Here is a 20,216-nt window from a genome sequence, read left to right as displayed (position 1 = left end):
CGAGGAGCCGCAGACGTGGGAATCGCTGAGACCACTGCCCCCGCCGCCGTGATAGTTCTGGCCGCCGGTGCCGGGACCCGAATGAAGTCCCGAAAGCCCAAGGTCCTTCACGAGATCGGGGGCAGATCTCTGCTGGTGCACGCCGTGACCGCCGCTGAGGGCACGAGCCCCGGCGAGCTGGTGGTCGTGCTCCGTCACGAGCGTGATCGCGTCGCCGAGCACCTCGCGGAGCACGCCTCCGAGGTGTCCGTCGCCGATCAGGACGAGATCCCCGGCACCGGGCGCGCCGTCCAGTGCGGCCTCGAGCAGGTCACCGCCGCGGAGGGCACCGTGCTGGTCACCTACGGCGACGTGCCGCTGCTCGATCCGGCGACCCTGCGCGACCTGGTCGCCGCGCATGAAGGCGCCGGGGCTGCGGCCACCGTGCTCAGCGCCCGCGTCCCCGACCCCACCGGTTACGGCCGCATCCTGCGCAGCGAGGACGGCACCGAGGTCCTCGGCATCGTCGAGCACAAGGACGCCGACGACGCGCAGCGCGCGATCGACGAGATCAACTCCGGGATCTACGCCTTCGATCTCGCCGTGCTGCGTGACGCGCTCGGACGCATCGGCACCGACAATGCGCAGGGCGAGATGTACCTCACCGACGTGCTCGCCATCGCGCAGGCGGACGGCCGCTCCGTGCGGGCCGTCGTCACCGAGGACGTGATGATGGTCGAGGGCGTCAACGACAAGGTCCAGCTCGCCCAGCTCGGCGCGGAGATGAACCGCCGCACGCTCGAGCGGCATATGCGCGCCGGCGTCACGATCGTGGATCCCGCCACCACCTGGATCGACTCCGATGTCTCCATCGGCCAGGACGCGATCATCCTGCCCGGAGTCCAGCTCCACGGTGCGAGCGACATCGGCGAGGAAGCCGTGATCGGACCGGACACCACGCTGCGTGACACCGAGGTGGGGCCGGGTGCCGAGGTGGTCCGCTCCCACGCGCTGCTGGCAGTGATCGGCGCGGGAGCGACGGTGGGTCCGTTCTCCTACCTGCGCGCTGGGACCGACCTCGGGGCGAAGGGCAAGATCGGCGGATTCGTCGAGACCAAGAACGCGAAGATCGGCGATGGCGCGAAGGTGCCCCACCTCAGCTACGTCGGCGACGCCGAGATCGGGGAGGGAACCAACATCGGCGCCGGCACGATCTTCGCCAACTACGACGGCGTGAACAAGCACCGCACCACGATCGGCAAGCACGTGCGCGTCGGCTCCCACAACGTGCTCGTGGCCCCCGTCGTCATCGGGGACGGAGCGGCCACCGGCGCCGGCACCACGGTTCGCAAGGACGTGCCCCCCGGGGCCCTGGGCGTGAACGCGGTCTCGCAGCGGAACATGGAAGGATGGACGCTGCGACGCCGCGCGGGGACCGCGGCCGAGGGCGCGGCACGCGCTGCCCTCGGCGCTGACGATGGGTCCGCTGCCGAGACGCCTGCAGGAACTGCCGCCGATGAGCACAAGGAGCACGAGCAGCGATGAGCGGAATCGTCACCCCCGGAGAGAAGCGACTGGTCCTCGCATCCGGACGGGCACACCCCGTCCTCGCGCAGGAGGTCGCCGCCGAGCTCGGCGTCGAGGTCTTGCCGATGGACGCCTGGGACTTCGCCAACGGGGAGATCTACGTGCGCTACGGCGAGTCCGTGCGCGGCACCGACGTCTTCGTGCTGCAGTCCCACCCCGCGCCGATCAACACCTGGGTGATGGAGCACCTGATCATGATCGATGCGCTCAAGCGCGCATCGGCCAAGCGGATCACCGCGATCGCACCGAGCTTCCCGTACGCACGCCAGGACAAGAAGCACCGCGGTCGTGAGCCGATCTCGGCGCGCCTGATGGCGGACATGTACGAGACCGCCGGCGTGGACCGCATGATCTCCGTGGACCTGCACGCCCCTCAGGTGCAGGGCTACTTCAACCGCCCGGTCGATCACCTGATGGCGCTGCCGATCCTCGCCGAGTACATCCAGGAGAAGTACGGCGAAGAAGACATCGCCGTGGTCTCGCCGGATGCTGGTCGGATCCGGGTGGCGGAGCAGTGGGCCAAGCGGCTCGGCGGTGTGAACCTCGCCTTCGTCCACAAGTCCCGCGACATCAACCGGCCCAACCAGGCTGTGGCCAAGCGCGTGATCGGTGACGTCGAGGGCAAGACCTGCATCCTGGTCGACGACATGATCGACACGGCGGGCACCATCGTCCAGGCGTCCGACGCCCTGCTGGCAGGCGGAGCGTCCTCCGTGGTCATCGCGACCACCCACGCGATCCTCTCCGATCCCGCCACCGAGCGGCTGAAGAACAGCTCCGTGCGGGAGATCGTCTGCACCAACACCCTGCCGGTGCCCCCCGAGAAGCAGTTCGACCGCCTCACCCAGCTGTCGATCGCACCGTTGCTGGCACGAGCGATCCGAGCCGTCTTCGACGAGGGCTCGGTCACCAGCCTCTTCGACGGCGAAGTCTGACCGCACCCGGCGCACCCGGCGCACCCGGCGAGCCCGGCGAGCCCGGCGCACCCGGGCACAAGAGAGCGACCCCGTCCCCCCCCTGCAGGGAGACGGGGTCGTTCTCTATTTCGTCGGACGCGCACCGGGGCTGCGCTCGGTGGTCAGCGGCGGTCAGCTCAGATGAGGAAGCGATTGCCCTTCACGAGCCGGTTCCAGGACTTCCCGAAGCCCACGTGGTCGCCTGCGGCGAGGCCGGCCATAGCGATCACGATCACGGCCATCAGCAGGTGATCGTCGTAGAGCGGGTTCGTGGCGATGGGGAAGGCCGCCAGATACATCAGCGTGTACATCGCCGCGGCGGACACCGCCGCCACCCGGGTGCCGATGCCGAGCATCAGAGCCACGCCGATGCCGAGCAGACCGACCATGAACAGCACGTCCGTGAGCGGGTTGATCGAGAGGAAGAACTCCCAGACCTGTGCGAAGGGGTTTCCTCCGGCGATCGAGCCGCCGAGGAACCCGGTGGTGGGAGACCCGCCGTTCAGCCAGGAGTTCTCGGTGGGGGTGGCGAAGCCCAGCCCGAAGGTCTTGTCGAGGAACGCCCACAGGAAGGTGAATCCGACCATGAGGCGCGTGACGCCGAGCACCGTGTAGCCCCACCCGCTCTTCTCGGCGCCGGTGAGGGTGGAGTGAGTCGCGGCAGCAGTGGTGGCGGAGGGGACGGACGAGGCGGAGGGAACGGCGGTGGCAGTCACGGGAGAGCCTTTCGGTCGACGACACCGGGGGAACGGGTCGTGGTGGTGTGACAGGGACTAAGAGCACCGTATTCTCGAGATCGGCTCCGTCGCAGGGACCTTGGTCGCGAAGAAGATGCTGTGACCTGCAGGGACGTAGGTCCCTGGCGCTTCGGGCGGGGGAGTGCGCAGGGCGCCGCGGCGCCCGATGCGGCGCCCCTCACGTCCTCGGAGTGCGGCGCCTTCGCGCGTGCTATTGTCACCAGGTCACTTCGGCGAGGGAGCGGGCTGCGGCCCCTCCGTGATCGACGCGGTGCGGAGTACCGGGAGCCCGCTCCCTGTGCCTCGTGGCGTCGCTCATCGTCGAGCCAACGCATCTACGAGGAGCACCCCCATGGCTGAGAAGCTGAACGTCGAACTGCGCGAGGACTTCGGCAAGGGCGCCGCCCGCCGCCTGCGCACCCAGAGCCTGGTCCCCGCCGTCCTGTACGGCCACGGCGAGGCCCCCCTCCACCTCTCGCTGCCCGGTCACGCCACCGCCCTGGCCGCCCGTAACCCCAACGCGCTGCTCGAGCTCCAGCTCACGGATGGCACCACGCACCTCGCGCTGATCAAGGAGATCCAGCGCCACCCGCTCAAGCGCACCCTGAACCACCTCGACCTGATCACCGTCCGCAAGGGCGAGAAGGTCGAGGTCGAGATCCCGGTCATCCTCGTCGGCGAGCCCGTCGCGCCCGCCGCTGCATTCGTCGACCTGCAGACCCTCACCCTCCTGGTCGACGCGCTGAACGTCCCGCAGGAGGTCGAGGTCTCGGTCGAGGGCACCGAGGACGGCTACCAGCTGTTCGCCGGCGACGTCACCCTGCCCGGCGATGCCGAGCTGGTCACCGACGCCGAGATCCTGGTCGCCTCCGTGCAGCTCCCGCGCGTCGAAGAGGAGTCCGACGAGGAGTCCGAGGGCCAGGCCGCGGCCTCGGAAGAGTCCGCCGAGGAGAAGTGACCTCCCGGAGCGGAGACAGCGGGCTCAGTGCCGCTGTCGCCCCGCTCCGTTGCTCACACCCCATGGACCGGGGCGTCGCGCTGTGCGCGGCGCCCCGGTACTGTGTCCGGGGTTGTGCGCTCTGCGTCGCTTCGAGCCTGTCTCGAGTCGAGCCCGCCCCGCCTCGAGCCTTTCCGGTGCTGATCCCGTCGCAAGTCGGGACCGTCCCAGGTCGGGCGGAGATCGGCGGGCAGCATTGAGCGCCGATCCCGACGAGATATGCCGACAGCAGCGGACCGTACGACGCAGCAGCGAGCGGCAGCACGCAGCATCGAGCAGCAGCAAGGAGCAGCCCATGACCGCCAGCGAACGCCGGCCAGGCCCCTATCTGGTGGTGGGCCTCGGCAATCCGGGCCCGAAGTATGCCGCGACCCGGCACAACGTCGGCCAGATGGTCCTCGACCACATCGCGGACGCCGGCGGCGGTCGATTCACCGCGGCCCGTCGGGCCCAGGCGGTGGTCCTCGAGGGACGGCTCGGCCTCCCCGGCGCTGACGAGCGGGTCATCCTCGCCAAGACCACCTCCTACATGAATGTCTCCGGCGGGCCGGTCAAGGCGCTGGCCGCCTATTACGACATCGCGCCCGAGCAGGTGGTCGTGGTGCACGACGAGGTCGACATCCCCTTCGACGCGCTCCGCCTCAAGCGCGGCGGCGGGGAGGGCGGTCACAACGGCCTGCGCGACATCACCAAGGCCCTGGGCACCAAGGACTACCTGCGGGTGCGGGTCGGCGTCGGCAGGCCGCCCGGCAACCGCGACACCGCCGACCATGTGCTCGCCCCCTTCAGCTCCACCGAGCGAAAGACCCTCGAGCTGCTGATCACCGATGCGGCCGACGCGGTCGAGTCCGTGATCCTCGAGGGCCTCACCGCCGCCCAGCAGCGCTTCCACTCCCGAGAGGTCCGATGACCGCCCAGACCACCGCCCCCGTCCAGACCACCCAGCAGCCTCCGCTGCGACCGCTCCTGGACCAGCTCGCCGCCGGGCGCGACCTCACGGCAGTCCGCGAGCTGATCGCCGCGGGCACCGAGAGCGGCGAAGGCGGGAGCATCGTCGCCGCCACCGGGCTGTTCCCCTTCCTGGTCGCCGATCTCGCGCGGCAGGCGAGCGCCGAACAGCCCCTGGTCGTGGTCACCGCCACCACCCGGGCCACCGAAGACATGCGGGCGGCGCTGACGGCCCTGGTCGGCACCGAGCACCTGGCCGAGCTGCCAGCCTGGGAGACCCTGCCGCATGAGCGGCTCTCCCCCCGCGCGGATACGGTCGCCAAGCGACTGGCCACCCTGCGACGCATCGCGCACCCCGAGACCGAGATCCCGGTCCGCGTGCTGCTGATGCCGGTGCGCTCCCTGCTGCAGCCGATCGCCACCGGACTGGGCGATCTGCGGCCGGTGCGCGCCGCCGTGGGGGAGACCTACCCGCTCGAAGATCTGGAACGGGATCTCGTCGACGCCGCCTATGTGCGTGTGGACATGGTCGAGAAGCGCGGGGAGTTCGCCGTGCGCGGCGGCATCCTGGATGTCTTCCCGCCCACTGAACCGCATCCGGTCCGCGTGGACCTCTTCGGCGACGAGATCGACGACGTCCGCTACTTCTCCATCGCCGATCAGCGGTCCCTGGATCCCGCGCCGCGGGGGCTCGACGCCCCGCCCTGCCGCGAGATCCTGCTGACCCCTGCGGTGAGGGAGCGTGCCCGTGCCCGCGCCGAGGAGCTGCCTGGTGTGCGGGATCTGCTGCTGAGGATCGCGGACGGCATCGCCGCGGACGGCATGGAGTCCCTCAGCCCGGTGCTGGTGGGGGAGATGGAGCAGGTCGCCGACGTGCTCCCCGCCGGGGCTCGGTTCCTCATCCTGGATCCCGAGAAGGCGCGAGCCCGGGCCGACGAGCTGGTCGCCACCACGGATGAGTTCCTCGCCGCGGCCTGGTCCAGCGCCGCCGCCGGTGGCGGCCTGCCGATCGACGTAGGTGCGGCGAGCTTCGTGCCGCTGTCCGAGGCCAAGGGCCACGCCCGCGAGGGCGGGCGCCCCTGGTTCACCCTCGCCGCCTTCGGGCTCGATACGGACGTCGACGTCACCACCGCCTCCACCACCCACCCCGGCTACTCCGGCAAGCCAGGGGACGCCGCGAAGGACCTCGAGCGTCGACGCCTCGAGGGCTGGACGGTCATCTCCACCATGGTCGGCCCCGGCGGTGCCCGCCACGTCGCGGAGAACCTGCGCGGCGAGGGGCTTCCCGCAGTTTATTCCGCCGCGCTCGAGGCGCCTGTCGCCCCGGGCGAGGCCGTGGTCACCGTCGGCCCCTTCGTCGAAGGTCTCATCGACGAGGAGCTCCGGCTCGTGCTCACCTCCGAGCGCGACCTCACCGGCAAATCGGGAGCGCGGCGCGGCGAGGAGCGGAAGATGCCCTCGCGCCGCCGCAACGTCGTGGACCCGCTCCAGCTCCGTCCCGGGGACCACGTGGTCCATGCTCATCACGGGGTGGGCAGGTTCGTGGAGATGACCAGCCGCACCGTCGGCACCGGGGCCAAGCGCACCACTCGCGAGTACCTGGTCATCGAATATGCGCCCTCGAAGAAGGGCCAGCCCGGTGACCGGCTCTACGTCCCCAGCGACCAGCTCGACCAGGTCACCAAGTACGTCGGCGGCGAGGATCCCAGCGTCAACCGCATGGGTGGCGCGGACTGGGCCAAGACGAAGTCGAAGGCCCGACGGGCGATCCGCGAGATCGCCGACGAGCTGGTGCGGCTGTACTCGGCACGGCAGTCCGCGCCCGGCCACGATTTCGGACCGGACACGCCCTGGCAGCGGGAGCTCGAGGATTCCTTCGAGTTCGTCGAGACGCCCGATCAGCTCTCCACCATCGACGATGTGAAGCGCGATATGGAGAAGTCGGTGCCGATGGATCGACTGATCCTCGGCGACGTGGGCTACGGCAAGACGGAGATCGCGGTGCGTGCCGCGTTCAAGGCGGTGCAGGATGGCAAGCAGGTGGCGATCCTCGCGCCCACCACCCTGCTCGCCCAGCAGCATCTGGACACCTTCACCGAGCGCTACACCGGATTCCCCGTGACGGTGCGAGGTCTCTCCCGCTTCCAGAATCCCGCGGATTCCAAAGCCACGATCGAAGGCGTCGCCGACGGTACCGTCGACGTCGTCATCGGCACCCACCGTCTGCTCACCGGTAACGTGCGATTCAAGGACCTGGGTCTGCTGATCATCGACGAGGAGCAGCGCTTCGGCGTCGAGCACAAGGAGACCCTCAAGGCGATGCGCACGAACGTGGACGTGCTGTCCATGTCCGCCACGCCGATCCCGCGCACCCTTGAGATGGCCGTCACCGGCATCCGCGAGCTCTCGATCCTCGCCACCCCGCCCGAGGAGCGTCACCCGGTGCTGACCTACGTCGGCGCGCAGGAGGACAAGCAGGTCACCGCCGCGATCCGTCGTGAGCTGCTGCGCGAGGGGCAGGTGTTCTACATCCACAACCGGGTCGAGGACATCGATCGGGTCGCCGCCCACCTCCGGGAGCTGGTGCCCGATGCCCGGGTGCAGGTCGCCCACGGCAAGATGAACGAGCACCAGCTCGAACGCGTGATCGTCGACTTCTGGGAACGGGATTTCGATGTGCTGGTGTGCACCACCATCGTCGAGACCGGGCTGGACATCGCCAACGCCAACACCCTGATCGTCGAGCACGCCGACAAGTTCGGCCTCTCCCAGCTGCACCAGCTGCGCGGCCGGGTGGGGCGCTCGAGCGAGCGCGCCTACTCGTACTTCCTCTACAACGCGACCAAGCCGCTCACCGAGCTCGCGCACGATCGCCTGACCACTCTGGCCACGAACACCGATCTCGGTGCCGGCATGAAGGTGGCGATGAAGGACCTCGAGATCCGCGGCGCCGGCAACCTGCTGGGCGGGGAGCAGTCCGGCCACATCGCCGGGGTCGGCTTCGACCTGTACGTGCGGATGGTGGGGGAGGCCGTGGCCGCCTTCCGCGGCGAGGGCAAGGCGCCCGAGAAGGAGATCCGAGTGGAGCTCCCGCTGGACGCCCACATCCCGCACGACTACATCGGCTCCGAGCGGCTGCGTCTCGAGGCGTACTCGAAGCTCTCCGCGGTGCGTGAGATGGCGGAGATCGACCAGATCCGTGCCGAGCTCTCCGATCGCTATGGCGCGCTGCCAGCCTCCGTGGAGGTGCTGCTGGATGTCGCCCGGTTCCGGATCGATGCCCGCGCGGCCGGCGTCGACGAGGTCCAGGCACAGGGCAAGATGATCCGCTTCGCGCACCTCGAGGTGCTCGACTCCGCCGCGATGCGCATGAAGCGGCTCTATCCGGGCACCTTGCTCAAGCCCGCGACCCGGCAGGTGCTGGTGCCCAGACCGACGACCTCTCGTTTCGGTGTCACCGAGCTGCGGGACCATGAGCTGCTGGACTGGGCGCGCGAGATCCTGCGCACGCTGGTCCCGGCAGCGGCGGAGGAGATCACGTCCCGAGCCCCGGCGAAGTAGCCTCGCGCCTGTGAACCGACCTCAGCGGCCCTCCGTTCCCGAACAGCCCGCGCCCGAGTCTGAGCTCGAGCTTGAGCTTGAGCTCGAACTCGCGGCCGTGCCCGAGCCTGCGACCTCGACGCTCGAGCCTGCGACTTCGGCGCCCGAGCCCGCCGCCCCGGACCCCCGTGGCGGGGCGCTGCTGCGGGCGGTCGCAGTGATGGACGCGCTGCGAGCGCCCGACGGGGACGCCTGGACGCACCAGCAGACCCATGCCTCGCTGGCCCGATATCTCCTGGAGGAGACCCACGAAGTCCTCGAGGTGATCGACGACCCCGCCGCCCACGGCCCTGGGGCGCTCGCTGACGAGCTCGGCGACCTGCTGTTCCAGATCCTCTTCCACGCCCGGGTCGGGCAGGAGGGGGATCCCTCGTGGGATGTTGATGACGTGGCTCGTGCTTTCGTCGCGAAGATGGAGCGGCGCAACCCCCACGTGTTCGGAGCCATGCGTGAGCAGGCGCTCCGGGATCCCGAGGACGTCGACCAGATCATCGCCCAGTGGCACGCGGTGAAAGCCGCAGAGAACGCCGAGCGCGGGCACCGACGCAAGGGCTGGTTCGACGGCATCCCCGCGCAGCTGCCTGCTCTGCAGTCCGCCGCGAAGGTGGTGCACCGGGCCCGTTCCGAGGGCCGCCTCGAAGAGCTCCTGGCCGCCGCCGATCAGGCCGCGGCGGCAGAGGACGCCGGCAGCTGGGGAGCAGATCTCGCGCGAGCGCTGCTGGACCTGGTGGCAGTCGCCGAGTCCCGCGACGATGACCCGGAGACGGCGCTGCGCGCCCTGCTCACCAGGACCCGGACGCAGCTCGCCGCGGAGGAGGAATCGTCCCGGAGCGCAACCGAGGGCACTCGGGAGCGGGATGCGGGAGGCACGGCCTAGACTGTCTGATGGACGGTCAGCGCCGACCGGACGTGACGGAACATCACCCGACGGAAGGAACAGCCCATGGCAGCCCTGATCGATGCCCTGCACGCCCGCGAGATCCTCGACTCCCGAGGAAACCCCACCGTCGAGGTGGAGATCCTGCTCGATGACGGAACGTTCGCCCGCGCCGCGGTCCCCTCCGGCGCCTCCACCGGTGCTTTCGAGGCCGTCGAGCGTCGTGACGGCGACAAGTCCCGCTACCTGGGCAAGGGCGTCCTGGACGCCGTCGCCGCAGTGGTCGCCGATATCCAGCCGAAGATCCTGGGCATGGATGTCCAGGAGCAGCGTGCGATCGACGCCGCGATGCTCGAGCTCGACGGCACCAAGAACAAGGGCACCGTCGGCGCCAACGCCATCCTCGGCGTCTCGCTCGCCGTCGCTCGCGCTGCCGCGGACTCCGCCGGCATCCCGCTGTACCAGTACGTCGGCGGCCCGAACGCCCACATCCTGCCGGTGCCGATGATGAACATCCTCAACGGCGGCTCGCACGCGGACTCCAACGTCGACATCCAGGAGTTCATGATCGCGCCGATCGGCGCGGAGACCTTCTCCGAGGCGATGCGCGTCGGCGCCGAGGTGTACCACGCACTGAAGTCCGTCCTCAAGGAGCGCGGGCTGGCCACGGGCCTGGGCGACGAGGGCGGCTTCGCGCCGAACCTCGACTCCAACCGCGCCGCTCTCGACCTGATCGTCGAGGCCATCGGCAAGGCGGGCTTCGAGGTCGGCACCGAGGTCGCGCTCGCGCTCGACGTCGCCGCCTCCGAGTTCTACAAGGACGGCTCCTACACCTTCGAAGGCGCGCAGAAGACTGCCGCCGAGATGGTCGAGTACTACGCCGAGCTGGTCGACGCATACCCGCTGGTCTCCATCGAGGACCCGCTGGATGAGGACGACTGGGAGGGCTGGAAGGCCATGACCGATCGTCTCGGTGCCAAGACCCAGCTCGTCGGCGACGACCTCTTCGTCACCAACCCCGAGCGCCTCTCCCGCGGTATCACCGAGGGCTCCGCAAATGCGCTGCTGGTGAAGGTCAACCAGATCGGCTCGCTGTCCGAGACCCTCGACGCAGTGGACCTCGCGCACCGCGCTGGCTTCACCGCGATGATGTCCCACCGCTCCGGTGAGACCGAGGACACCACGATCGCCGATCTCGCTGTGGCCACCAACTGCGGCCAGATCAAGTCGGGCGCCCCCGCCCGTGGGGAGCGCGTGGCCAAGTACAACCAGCTGCTGCGCATCGAGGAGGAGCTGGGCGAGGCAGCGCGCTACGCTGGCGCCTCCGCGTTCCCGCGTTTCACCTCCTGAGCGACGTACTGCGAGGAACGAGCGGTAGGAGCTCAGGCATTCAGTACACCGCCTGAGCGAGCAATGAGACGTAGGGATTCAGGCAGGCAGCAAATGGCCTGAGTCCTCAGCTCGAGGTTGTAACCTCGAGCCATGACCAGCAGACGACCGGGCGCCCCGCGATCGACGAGGCGCCCGGTCGCTGCGTCCGGAGGCCGGCGACCCAGCGCGCGGACCTCCTCTCGTCCTGCTGCCACCACCTCGCGCACGGCGTCCAAGAAGGCCGTGCCGGCCCGTTCGCGCGGTCCGGTCGCGGCCTCGCGCCCGTCCACCGGCAACAGCGCGGCAAGCCCTCAGGAGGAGGGGCCGGGGATCACCATCACCCGGCGCACCCTCGCGCTGGTGGCCCTGGTGGTCGTCGCCCTGGCCGCACTCGTGCCCACGGTGAACTCCTACGTGGCCCAGCGCCAGCAGCTCTCCGAGCTGAGCGCACAGGTCTCACAGCAGGAGCAGCAGGTCGAGGATCTGCGCACCCAGGTCGCCCGTTGGGAGGACCCGGCCTACGTCGCCGCGCGCGCCCGTGAGCGCCTGCTGTTCGCGATGCCGGGGGAGACCCAGTACCGGCTCACCGACACCTCCGGCCAGGGCGTGCCGCTCACCGAGGCCGAGCAGGCCCAGGAGGCGGCGAAGGAGGGCGAATGGTTCTCCGTCCTCTGGGAGAGCGTGGAAGGCTCCAGCCGCCTGACCGCCGATGACATCCCCGATGAGACGGGGTCGACCGACGACGACGTCTCCGAGCAGGACCCCGCCGACGACACCACCGACCAGGATCCCGATCAGTGACAACACTTTCTCCTCTGCCCTACGAGACCCCGACCACCGCGGATGACCTCGAGGTCATGCGCGAGCAGCTCGGCCGGGACATGCGCGGGGTGGTCTCCATCGCCCGCCGCTGCAGCTGCGGCCGTCCCGCCGTGGTGCGCACCGCGCCTCGCCTCGAGGACGGGACGCCCTTCCCGAGCTCCCTCTACCTGACCCTGCCCTGGCTGACCCTCGAGCTCTCCCGGCTCGAGGCCACCGGCCTGATGGCCGAGCTCACCGAGCAGCTGGCACAGGACGAGGCTCTCTCGAGCGCATATCGCGCCGCTCATGAGCGGTACCTCGCACGTCGCGAGGAGCTCGGCGACGCCGAGGAGGTCCACCACGTCAGCGCCGGCGGGATGCCGACCCGCGTCAAATGCTTCCACGCGCTCGCCGGGCAGGCCCTCGCAGAGGGCCCTGGCGTCAACCCGATCGCCGACCTCGTGCTGCCGCGCATCGACGGAGCCGGCGAGCTGCGCTGCCGCTGCGGAGATGCCCCGGCGGAACAGGCGGAGACGCGATGAGCGCCCCCGTCGCCGCGATCGACTGCGGCACGAACTCGATCCGGCTGCTGATCGCACGCCGGGACGAGGCATCCGGTGAGATGGTCGACCTCGAGCGGCAGCTGGAGATGGTGCGACTGGGGCTCGGCGTGGACCGCACCGGGCAGTTCGACCCCGTCGCCGTGGAGCGCACTCTCGAGGCCGCACGCCGCTATCGGATCCTCATCGATCGCCACGCCGTCACCCGTCAGGAGATCCGCTTCGTCGCCACCTCGGCGACCCGCGACGCCGCCAACCGAGACCTGTTCATCGACGGGATCCGCGAGATCCTCGGGGTGGAGCCCGAGGTCATCAGCGGGGAGGAAGAAGCGGCCCTCTCCTTCCGAGGCGCGGTCAGCACCGTGCAGGGCCTGCCTGACGGCCCACGGCTGGTGGTCGACATCGGCGGCGGGTCCACCGAGCTGGTGCTCGGCACACAGACCCCGACCCACCGCATCAGCATGGACATCGGCTCGGTCCGCATGACGGAGCGTCACCTGCACTCGGACCCGCCCACGGCGGCCGAGATCGCCGCCGCCACGGCGGACATCGACGCTCATCTCGACGCCGCCGAGGCCGAGGTGCCGCTGCAGCGAACCGCCGCTCTGGTCGGTGTCGCGGGGACAGTGACCACCGTCACTGCCGTGGCCGCCGGGATCCAGGACTATCGTCCCGACGTCACCCACGGTGCCAGCCTGCCGATCGATCAGGTCGAGTCGATCTGCCGGACCCTGCTCGGGGAGACCAGGCAGCAGCGCTCCCTCCGACCGGTCATCCACCCAGGTCGCATCGATGTGATCGGAGCCGGAGCCCTGATCTGGTCCCGGATCGTCAGCCGGGTGGCGGCGGCCGCAGCGATCACCGAGACCCGCACCAGCGAGCACGATATCCTCGATGGGATCGCCCTGGACCTGCTCGATGCGGTGCCGTGAGGCCTCTTCAGCGCCTGCGTGAGCCGTGGATGGCCAATTTCGTCTCATACTTTTTGTCTCGGACGCCATACGGTTCTAGGCTGGGGGCATGACCAACACTTTCGGCGGTAAGCCCCATGTCCTCATCCTCGGCGGTGGTTCCGTCGGTCTGACGACCGCGTCCGAGCTGCGCAAGACCCTCGGCGCGGAGGTCGCGATCACGGTCGTCGACCCTCGCCCGTACATGACCTACGCGCCTTTCCTCCCCGAGGTCGGCGCAGGCAGCATCCACCCGCGTGACGTCCTTGCGCCCCTGCGCAAGGTGCTCCCCGGTGCGAAGGTCGTCACCGGCGCAGTCTCCGCGATCCGCAGCGCCGAGAAGACCGTCGTCGTGGACATGGAAGAGGGCGAGAAGCTCGAGATCGCCTACGACTACCTGGTCGTCGGCCTCGGTGCCGTGCCGCGCCTGCTGCCCATCCCGGGCCTGGCAGAGAACGCGATCGGCTTCAAGCAGGTCGAAGAGGCTGCCGCCGTGCGCGACCGCATCCTCGGAAACCTCGCAGAAGCCGCCTCCACCAAGGACCCGGCAGTGCGCAAGCGCCTGCTCACCTTCACCTTCATCGGTGGTGGCTTCGCCGGTGGCGAGGCTGTCGCCGAGACCGAGGACATGGTCCGTGACGCACTGCGCTACTACCCCGACCTGCACGCCTCGGACATTCGCTTCGTGCTCGTCGACGGCGCGCCGTTCATCTTCCCCGAGCTCACCGAGGACCAGCGCGCCTACGTGCTGAACCAGCTGCGCGAGCGCGGCATCGAGGTCAAGCTCGAGACCTTCCTGAACTCCGCCGAGAACGGCGTGATCAAGACCAGCGACGGCGACGAGTTCGAGACCGACCTGCTGGTGTGGAACGCCGGCGTGAAGCCCGCCCCGGTACTCTCGGACCCCGACGTCTCCGACCTTCCCGTCGTCACCGAGCGTGGCCCGCTGATGGGCAAGCTCGAGGCGCTCGCGGATCTGCGCGTCAACGGCGTCGACGGCCCGATGGACGATGTCTTCGCCGCCGGCGACTGCGCCGCGGTGCCGGATCTCGCCTCGGGCGAGGGCAAGTTCTGCCCGCCCAACGCACAGCACGCGGTCCGTCAGGCCAAGCGCCTGGCCGACAACATCGCGCGCTCCGTGCAGGGACGTCCGCTCGTGGACTACTACCACAAGAACCTCGGCGTCATGGCGACCCTCGGCATGTACAAGGGCGTCGGCCGCCTGCAGCTGGGCGAGAAGGAGCTCGACATCCGCGGCCTGCCGGCCTGGGTGATGGCCCGCTCTTACCACGTGTACGCGATGCCGACCTTCGGCCGCAAGGCCTCCGTCGTCGCAGGCTGGGTTACCAACCTGATCTCCCGCCGCGACATCATCGGTATCCCGCAGACCGAGACCCCGCGCGCCGCGTTCGAGTACGCCGCGAACTCCGGCAAGAAGAAGTGAGCCGAGCGGGCCACTCGGACTGAGCCGGCCCGCCCGTCCAGCAGACACGACGACGCTGCCCCACACCAGGTGTGCGGCAGCGTCGTCGTGTCTGCTTCATCTCCGTCGCGACGGTCGGCCCCGCCGCGCACCGAGAGCGGGTCCGTCGGCCGCTATGCTCTGAAGCTTCTGAGAACGCGCAGGACAGACCAGCAGGAGCGCCCCGAGGCGCACCGGGACGGAAGGGCAGGACCGTATGGAGATCCACATCGTGGCCGACGCCGAAGCAGGCGCGCAGGTCGTCGCCGACACCTTCGCACGCACGCTCCAGGAGGCCAGCGCCTCCGGTGCCGTGCTGGGCCTGGCCACGGGGTCGTCCCCGGTTCCCGCCTACACCGAGCTGATCCGTCGACACCGGGAGGAGGGCCTGTCCTTCGCCGGCAGCCGCGCCTTCCTGCTCGACGAGTACGTGGGACTGCCCGCGGGGCACGAGCAGAGCTACCACCGCTTCATCCGCGAGAACTTCACCGATCACATCGATATCGACGATGCCGCCGTCGTCTCCCCGAACGGTGCAGCCGCCGACCCGATCGCCGAGGCCGTCTCCTACGATCACCAGATCGCTGAGGCGGGGGGAGTGGACCTGCAGATCCTGGGCATCGGCTCCAATGGGCACATCGCCTTCAACGAGCCCGGCAGCTCCCTGAACTCCCGCACCCGGGTGGTCGGATTGACCCGCTCCACCATCACGGACAACTCCCGGTACTTCGACAGGCCCGCCGACGTCCCGGTGCGGGCTCTCAGCCAGGGGCTGGGCACCATCCTCGAGGCGCGCCGGATCGTGCTCATCGCGACCGGGGCCGGCAAGGCCGCTGCCATCGCCCAGCTCGTCGAGGGCGCGATCAGCTCACGCTGGCCGGCGACCGTCCTGCAGCTCCACCCGGACGTCGTCGTGGTGGTCGACGAAGCCGCCGGGGCACAGCTGCAGCTGGCGGACGACTACCGCTACGCCCGTTCGCTGGAGGTCGAGAACCCCCTGGACGTGATGCAGGACTGACGCAGGCGGGCCGGGGGGAACGGCAGGGTCGAGGACGGATACGATTCGTCCCATGCAGCAGGCTGAACCCTCGTCCCCCTCCTCGACCACCGGCTCGACGGCCGTGGCTCCCCGGTCCGGACTGGACCGCTACTTCAAGATCTCAGAGCGTGGATCGACGCTCAGCAGGGAGATCCGTGGCGGCCTGGTGACCTTCTTCTCGATGTGCTACATCGTGGTGCTGAATCCGTTGATCATCGGCACCGTCCCCGATTCGACCGGCATGTACCTCGGAGGCGGCGCCGAGCCGAACCTCCCCGCGGTCGCCGCGGGCACCGCCCTCATCGCGGGTCTGCTGAGCATCTTCATGGGGGCATGGGCCAAGTTCCCGCTCGCCCTCGCAGCGGGACTGGGCCTGAACGCCTACCTGGCCTATTCCGTGGTGCCGCTGCCCGGGATGACCTGGGGCGGTGCCATGGGGATGGTGCTGCTCGAGGGCGTCGTGATCCTCGTGCTGGTGTTCACCGGCTTCCGCAAAGCGGTGTTCGACGCGGTCCCGCCCTTCCTCAAGACCGCCATCGCCGTGGGCATCGGCCTGTTCATCGCCTTCCTCGGTCTGTTCAACGCGAAGTTCGTGACCACCGCCGCAGGCACCCCGGTGCAGCTGGGCAACGACGGCTCGCTCACCGGCTGGCCCACCTTCGTGTTCGTCACCGGTCTGCTGCTGATGTTCGTGCTCTGGATCCGCAAGGTGCCCGGAGCGATCCTGATCGCGATCATCACCGCGACCGTGCTCTCGATGGTCATCGAGCGAGTGCTGCACCTCGGCGCCTTCGCCGCCCCCGACGGCTCCGGAGCCGGCAACCCCGGCGGCTGGGCGATGAACGTCCCGGCGATCTCCGAGTTCCCGGTCCAGATGCCAGACTTCGCGACCCTGTTCACGGTGGACCCCATCGGCGGGATCACCGCTGCCGGTGTCATCGGAGCGACCGTCATCGTCTTCTCCCTGCTGCTGGCCGACTTCTTCGACACCATGGGCACGATGGTCGGCGTCGCCTCCGGTGCAGGCCTCGTGGAGGAGGACGGGGACATCCCGCATTCCCAGCGGATCCTGGTCGTCGACTCCGCCGCCGCCATCGCCGGTGGCCTGGGCGGCGTGTCCTCGAACACCAGCTTCGTCGAGTCGACCTCCGGGGTGGCGGAGGGAGCCAGGACCGGCCTCGCCGCGATCGTGGTGGGCGTGCTGTTCCTGCTCTCGACCTTCCTCTCACCGCTGGTCGCGATGGTCCCCTACGAGGCGGCCACCCCAGCGCTGGTGATGGTCGGCTTCCTGATGATGACCCAGATCACCGACATCGACTTCTCTGATGTCGAGGTCGCGGTGCCCGCGTTCCTCACCATCATCCTGATGCCCTTCGCCTACTCCATCACCGTCGGCATGGGTGCAGGCTTCGTCATGTACGTGCTGATCCGGGTGGTGCGCGGCAAGGCCCGCGAGGTGCACTGGCTGATGTACCTCATCGCTGCGATGTTCGTCGTGTACTTCCTGCGCGGCGCGATCGAGGGCCTGCTGCTGTGAGCCCCGGCATCGGCGAGGCGGACGCGAGGGATCCTCAGCGTCCTCTCGCCGAGGGCGTGGAGGCGTCCGGGCGGGTGGACGCAGCTGAGGCGACCCAGGTCGCGGAGCTCGCTGCCGAGCTGCAGCGGGTGCTGCTGGTCTCCTCCAGGATCCTGCGCTCCCACACCGCCTCCGATGCCGTCTCCGCGCCGCAGTTCTCGGTGCTGGCCTACCTGCAGCGCGCCGGCGAATCCACCCCCGGCGCCCTCGCTGACTTCGAACATGTCAGCCCACCGGTGATGACCAGGATCCTGGGGCGACTGGAGGAGGCGGGACTCGTGGAGCGGGCCGCTCACCCCGGCGACGGCAGGCAGGTCCGGGTGACGTTGACCGAAGAGGGCCTGCAGGTGGTGCTCGCGGGGCGCGAGCAGCGCGATGCGTGGCTCCGCGCCCGGCTCGGCGAGGCCACCCCTGCGCAGCGGGATGGCCTGCGGGACGCCTCCACACTGCTGCGGCAGATCCTCATCCCGCCCCGACACTGACCGACGTCGGGGGAGAGAACCGGGCAGCCCGCCTCTGCGCTCGCCCTCCCGGTACGCCCGCCCCAACTCGACCGAACATGATGACGGCCGGACCACCCCACAGGGATGGCCCGGCCGTCGTGTTCTGCGGGGTGTGCGTCAGGCGTCGCGGCTCGCGTCCAGCACGTGATCGAGCACGGAGATCAGCGCCGCGGTGTCGTCCTCGCCGACGGCGGGGAAGGTCGCGATCCGCAGCTGGTTGCGTCCCAGCTTCCGGTACGGCTCGATGTCGACCACACCGTGTGCGCGCAGCACTGAGGTGATCGCCGTGGCATCGATCGCCTCGTCCACATCCAAGGTGGTCACGACCTGCGATCGCGCAGCAGCATCCGCGACGAAGGGCGTAATCTCGTCGCGTCGGGCGGCCCACTCATGGAGCATTCCGCTGGTGGCCCTGGTCCGGGCGTCCGCCCATGCCAGACCGCCCTGCGCCAGCATCCATTCGATCTGCTCCGCGAGCAGCACGAGGGTGGCGACCGCGGGAGTGTTCAACGTCTGGTTCTTGCGGGAGTTCTCGATCGCGCTCGTGAGCGAGAGGAACGACGGCGTCCACCGGTCGCTCGCTGCTCCGAGGCGCTGCGCACGCTCGATCGCGGCGGGGGACAGGACGCTGAGCCACAGGCCTCCGTCCGAGGCGAATGCCTTCTGCGGGGCGAAGTAGTACGCATCCGTCTGCGAGATGTCCACCGCGGCGGCGCCGGCCACCGACGTCGCATCGACCAGGACCAGCTGGTCCTGGCCCGCACCGGCCGGACGCTGCACCGGCGCCATCACACCGGTCGAGGTCTCGTTGTGCGGCCAGGCGTAGGCATCGACATCAGGGTTCGCAGCTGCCTGAGGCAGCGCCCCGGGTTCGGAGCGCAGAATCTCGGGATCTTCGAGGTGCGGGGCGCCCGCGGCCTCGGAGGCGAACTTCTGCGAGAACTCTCCGAGCACCAGATGCTGGGAGCGACGCTCGATCAGCTCGAACACGGCCACGTCCCAGAATGCGGTGGAGCCGCCGTTCCCGAGCACCACCTCATAGCCCTCCGGCAGAGCGAACAGCTCGGACAGTCCTGAGCGCACCCGCCCCACCACGTCCTTGACCGGAGCCTGGCGGTGAGAGGTGCCGAGCACCGAGCGCGAGACCGACTGCAGCGCCTCCATCTGCGCCGCACGGATCCGCGACGGGCCGGAGCCGAAGCGACCGTCGGCCGGAAGCAGCTCCTGAGGGATGGACAGGGAGCTGATGGCTGCGGAGCGTGCAGAGCTGGCATCGGTCATTCGGGTTCTCCTCCTGAGGGCGGGCCTGGGGCGCCGACGGTGCGGGGCGCCCGTCCCCATTCTTCCAGCGGATGCCGGATGGGCCGCAGTCGGTCCGCGAGCGACGACTTGCGTGGGAAGATCGGAGCATGAGCCGTGCCGATCTCGAGAAGCAGCCGTACGACGTCGCGACGATGTTCGACGGTATCGCCAAACGTTATGACCTGATGAACGACGTCGCCGCCATGGGGCAGGTGGGGATGTGGCGTGAGCTGATGGTCGAGGCGCTCGACATAGAGCAGGGCGATGTGGTCATGGACCTCGCCGCCGGCACCGGAACCTCGACCACCGCGATCGCCCGCGCGGGGGCCCGGGTAGTCGCAGCAGACTTCTCCCTCGGGATGATGGCCGAGGGCCGCCGCCGTGGTGCCCCGGTGCCCTTCGTGGGTGCCGACGCCCAGCACCTGCCCTTCGCGACCGACTCCTTCGACGCCGCCGTCATCTCCTTCGGGCTGCGCAACGTGCAGGAGCCGAGAACTGCGCTGTCAGAGATGGCCCGGGTTGTCAGGCCCGGCGGCCGGATCGTCGTCTGCGAGTTCTCGACTCCCACCTGGAAGCCGTTCCGCACCGTGTACGAGAAGTACCTGCTGCGTGCTCTGCCGGCGGTGGCGGGCAAGGTCGCGACCACGGTCGACGCCTACGAGTACCTCGCGGAGTCCATCCTCGAATGGCCGGACCAGGAGCTGCTGCGCCGATGGTTCATCGACGCCGGCCTCGAGCAGACCCAGTACCGGAACCTCAGCGGAGGCATCGTCGCTCTCCACCGAGGAGTAGTGCCCCACCCCTGAGTCCCGGGTACCGGCGTGCTCGAGGACCCGAGGAATGAGCCGGTGCGCGGAACCAGCGCGAAGAGAGCGCCGTGACCAGGCCTTTTGGCAATCGCAAGGCCGCCGGAAGGCGTGTGTGGTCGAGGCCACTTCGGAAATGGTCGTTCTGGCTTGACGGGGGTGCGC

17 protein-coding genes are annotated in these 20,216 nt (G+C 69.5%); 15 read left to right on the top strand and 2 right to left on the bottom strand.

The window, feature by feature from the left end:
• Positions 1 to 15 precede the first annotated feature (15 nt).
• Both glmU and ACT3T9_RS06340 read left to right on the top strand, forming a co-directional pair.
• Positions 16 to 1,524 carry a bifunctional UDP-N-acetylglucosamine diphosphorylase/glucosamine-1-phosphate N-acetyltransferase GlmU gene (glmU, locus tag ACT3T9_RS06345; RefSeq protein WP_441445541.1) on the top strand — a complete coding sequence of 503 codons (1,509 nt, stop codon included), beginning with the start codon at positions 16 to 18 and terminating at the stop codon, positions 1,522 to 1,524.
• The gene (locus tag ACT3T9_RS06340; RefSeq protein WP_441445542.1) at positions 1,521 to 2,501 is read left to right on the top strand and encodes a ribose-phosphate diphosphokinase; all 981 of its coding nucleotides are present in this window, start codon (positions 1,521 to 1,523) and stop codon (positions 2,499 to 2,501) included. Before glmU ends, ACT3T9_RS06340 begins: the two co-directional genes overlap by 4 nt.
• Before the next feature lie 158 nt (positions 2,502 to 2,659).
• On the opposite strand, the gene ACT3T9_RS06335 is transcribed toward ACT3T9_RS06340, so the two are convergent.
• Positions 2,660 to 3,238: a hypothetical protein gene (locus ACT3T9_RS06335; protein WP_441445543.1), complete on the bottom strand. Its 579-nt coding sequence runs from the start codon at positions 3,236 to 3,238 to the stop codon at positions 2,660 to 2,662.
• 373 nt (positions 3,239 to 3,611) lie between these two features.
• Between ACT3T9_RS06335 and ACT3T9_RS06330 the strand changes: the two genes are divergently transcribed.
• The 12 genes from ACT3T9_RS06330 to ACT3T9_RS06275 all read left to right on the top strand — a co-directional run bounded on the left by ACT3T9_RS06330 (position 3,612) and on the right by ACT3T9_RS06275 (position 17,922).
• A complete protein-coding gene (locus tag ACT3T9_RS06330) occupies positions 3,612 to 4,217 on the top strand; it encodes a 50S ribosomal protein L25/general stress protein Ctc (protein WP_441445544.1) in 606 nt (201 codons plus the stop codon).
• Between the two features lie 334 nt (positions 4,218 to 4,551).
• Positions 4,552 to 5,166, top strand: a complete 615-nt coding sequence (gene pth / locus ACT3T9_RS06325) for an aminoacyl-tRNA hydrolase (RefSeq protein WP_441445545.1) — start codon at positions 4,552 to 4,554, stop codon at positions 5,164 to 5,166.
• Positions 5,163 to 8,765: a transcription-repair coupling factor gene (gene mfd, locus ACT3T9_RS06320; protein ID WP_444606159.1), complete on the top strand. Its 3,603-nt coding sequence runs from the start codon at positions 5,163 to 5,165 to the stop codon at positions 8,763 to 8,765. The genes pth and mfd overlap by 4 nt, the downstream gene beginning before the upstream one ends.
• 10 nt (positions 8,766 to 8,775) lie before the next feature.
• Positions 8,776 to 9,681 carry a MazG nucleotide pyrophosphohydrolase domain-containing protein gene (locus ACT3T9_RS06315; protein ID WP_441445547.1) on the top strand — a complete coding sequence of 302 codons (906 nt, stop codon included), beginning with the start codon at positions 8,776 to 8,778 and terminating at the stop codon, positions 9,679 to 9,681.
• 66 nt (positions 9,682 to 9,747) lie between these two features.
• Positions 9,748 to 11,031, top strand: a complete 1,284-nt coding sequence (eno, locus tag ACT3T9_RS06310; protein WP_441445548.1) for a phosphopyruvate hydratase — start codon at positions 9,748 to 9,750, stop codon at positions 11,029 to 11,031.
• Between the two features lie 132 nt (positions 11,032 to 11,163).
• Positions 11,164 to 11,853, top strand: a complete 690-nt coding sequence (locus tag ACT3T9_RS06305; protein WP_441445549.1) for a septum formation initiator family protein — start codon at positions 11,164 to 11,166, stop codon at positions 11,851 to 11,853.
• Entirely contained in the window at positions 11,850 to 12,395 is a 546-nt protein-coding gene (locus ACT3T9_RS06300; protein ID WP_444606158.1) for a DUF501 domain-containing protein, read from the top strand. The genes ACT3T9_RS06305 and ACT3T9_RS06300 overlap by 4 nt, the downstream gene beginning before the upstream one ends.
• A complete protein-coding gene (locus tag ACT3T9_RS06295) occupies positions 12,392 to 13,345 on the top strand; it encodes a Ppx/GppA phosphatase family protein (RefSeq protein ID WP_441445551.1) in 954 nt (317 codons plus the stop codon). The genes ACT3T9_RS06300 and ACT3T9_RS06295 overlap by 4 nt, the downstream gene beginning before the upstream one ends.
• 88 nt (positions 13,346 to 13,433) lie before the next feature.
• Positions 13,434 to 14,807, top strand: a complete 1,374-nt coding sequence (locus ACT3T9_RS06290; RefSeq protein WP_441445552.1) for an NAD(P)/FAD-dependent oxidoreductase — start codon at positions 13,434 to 13,436, stop codon at positions 14,805 to 14,807.
• 235 nt (positions 14,808 to 15,042) lie between these two features.
• Positions 15,043 to 15,843 (top strand): glucosamine-6-phosphate deaminase, encoded by an 801-nt coding sequence (gene nagB / locus ACT3T9_RS06285; RefSeq protein WP_441445553.1) that lies wholly within the window; start codon positions 15,043 to 15,045, stop codon positions 15,841 to 15,843.
• Between the two features lie 52 nt (positions 15,844 to 15,895).
• Positions 15,896 to 17,401: an NCS2 family permease gene (locus ACT3T9_RS06280; protein ID WP_441445554.1), complete on the top strand. Its 1,506-nt coding sequence runs from the start codon at positions 15,896 to 15,898 to the stop codon at positions 17,399 to 17,401.
• Positions 17,398 to 17,922 carry a MarR family winged helix-turn-helix transcriptional regulator gene (locus ACT3T9_RS06275; RefSeq protein ID WP_441445555.1) on the top strand — a complete coding sequence of 175 codons (525 nt, stop codon included), beginning with the start codon at positions 17,398 to 17,400 and terminating at the stop codon, positions 17,920 to 17,922. The genes ACT3T9_RS06280 and ACT3T9_RS06275 overlap by 4 nt, the downstream gene beginning before the upstream one ends.
• Before the next feature lie 138 nt (positions 17,923 to 18,060).
• Here ACT3T9_RS06275 and serC read toward each other — a convergent pair whose 3' ends face one another.
• Complete coding sequence (gene serC / locus ACT3T9_RS06270; protein WP_441445556.1) at positions 18,061 to 19,224, bottom strand: phosphoserine transaminase; 1,164 nt, start codon at positions 19,222 to 19,224, stop codon at positions 18,061 to 18,063.
• A 128-nt stretch (positions 19,225 to 19,352) separates the two neighbouring features.
• On the opposite strand from serC, the gene ACT3T9_RS06265 reads away from it, so the two are divergent.
• Positions 19,353 to 20,051: a demethylmenaquinone methyltransferase gene (locus tag ACT3T9_RS06265; protein WP_441445557.1), complete on the top strand. Its 699-nt coding sequence runs from the start codon at positions 19,353 to 19,355 to the stop codon at positions 20,049 to 20,051.
• The last annotated feature ends 165 nt before the right edge of the window (positions 20,052 to 20,216 follow it).

This window comes from Brachybacterium sp. AOP29-B2-41 (assembly GCF_052378395.1).
Lineage (GTDB): Bacteria > Actinomycetota > Actinomycetes > Actinomycetales > Dermabacteraceae > Brachybacterium.
This window is presented reverse-complemented; position numbering and strand designations above follow the sequence as displayed.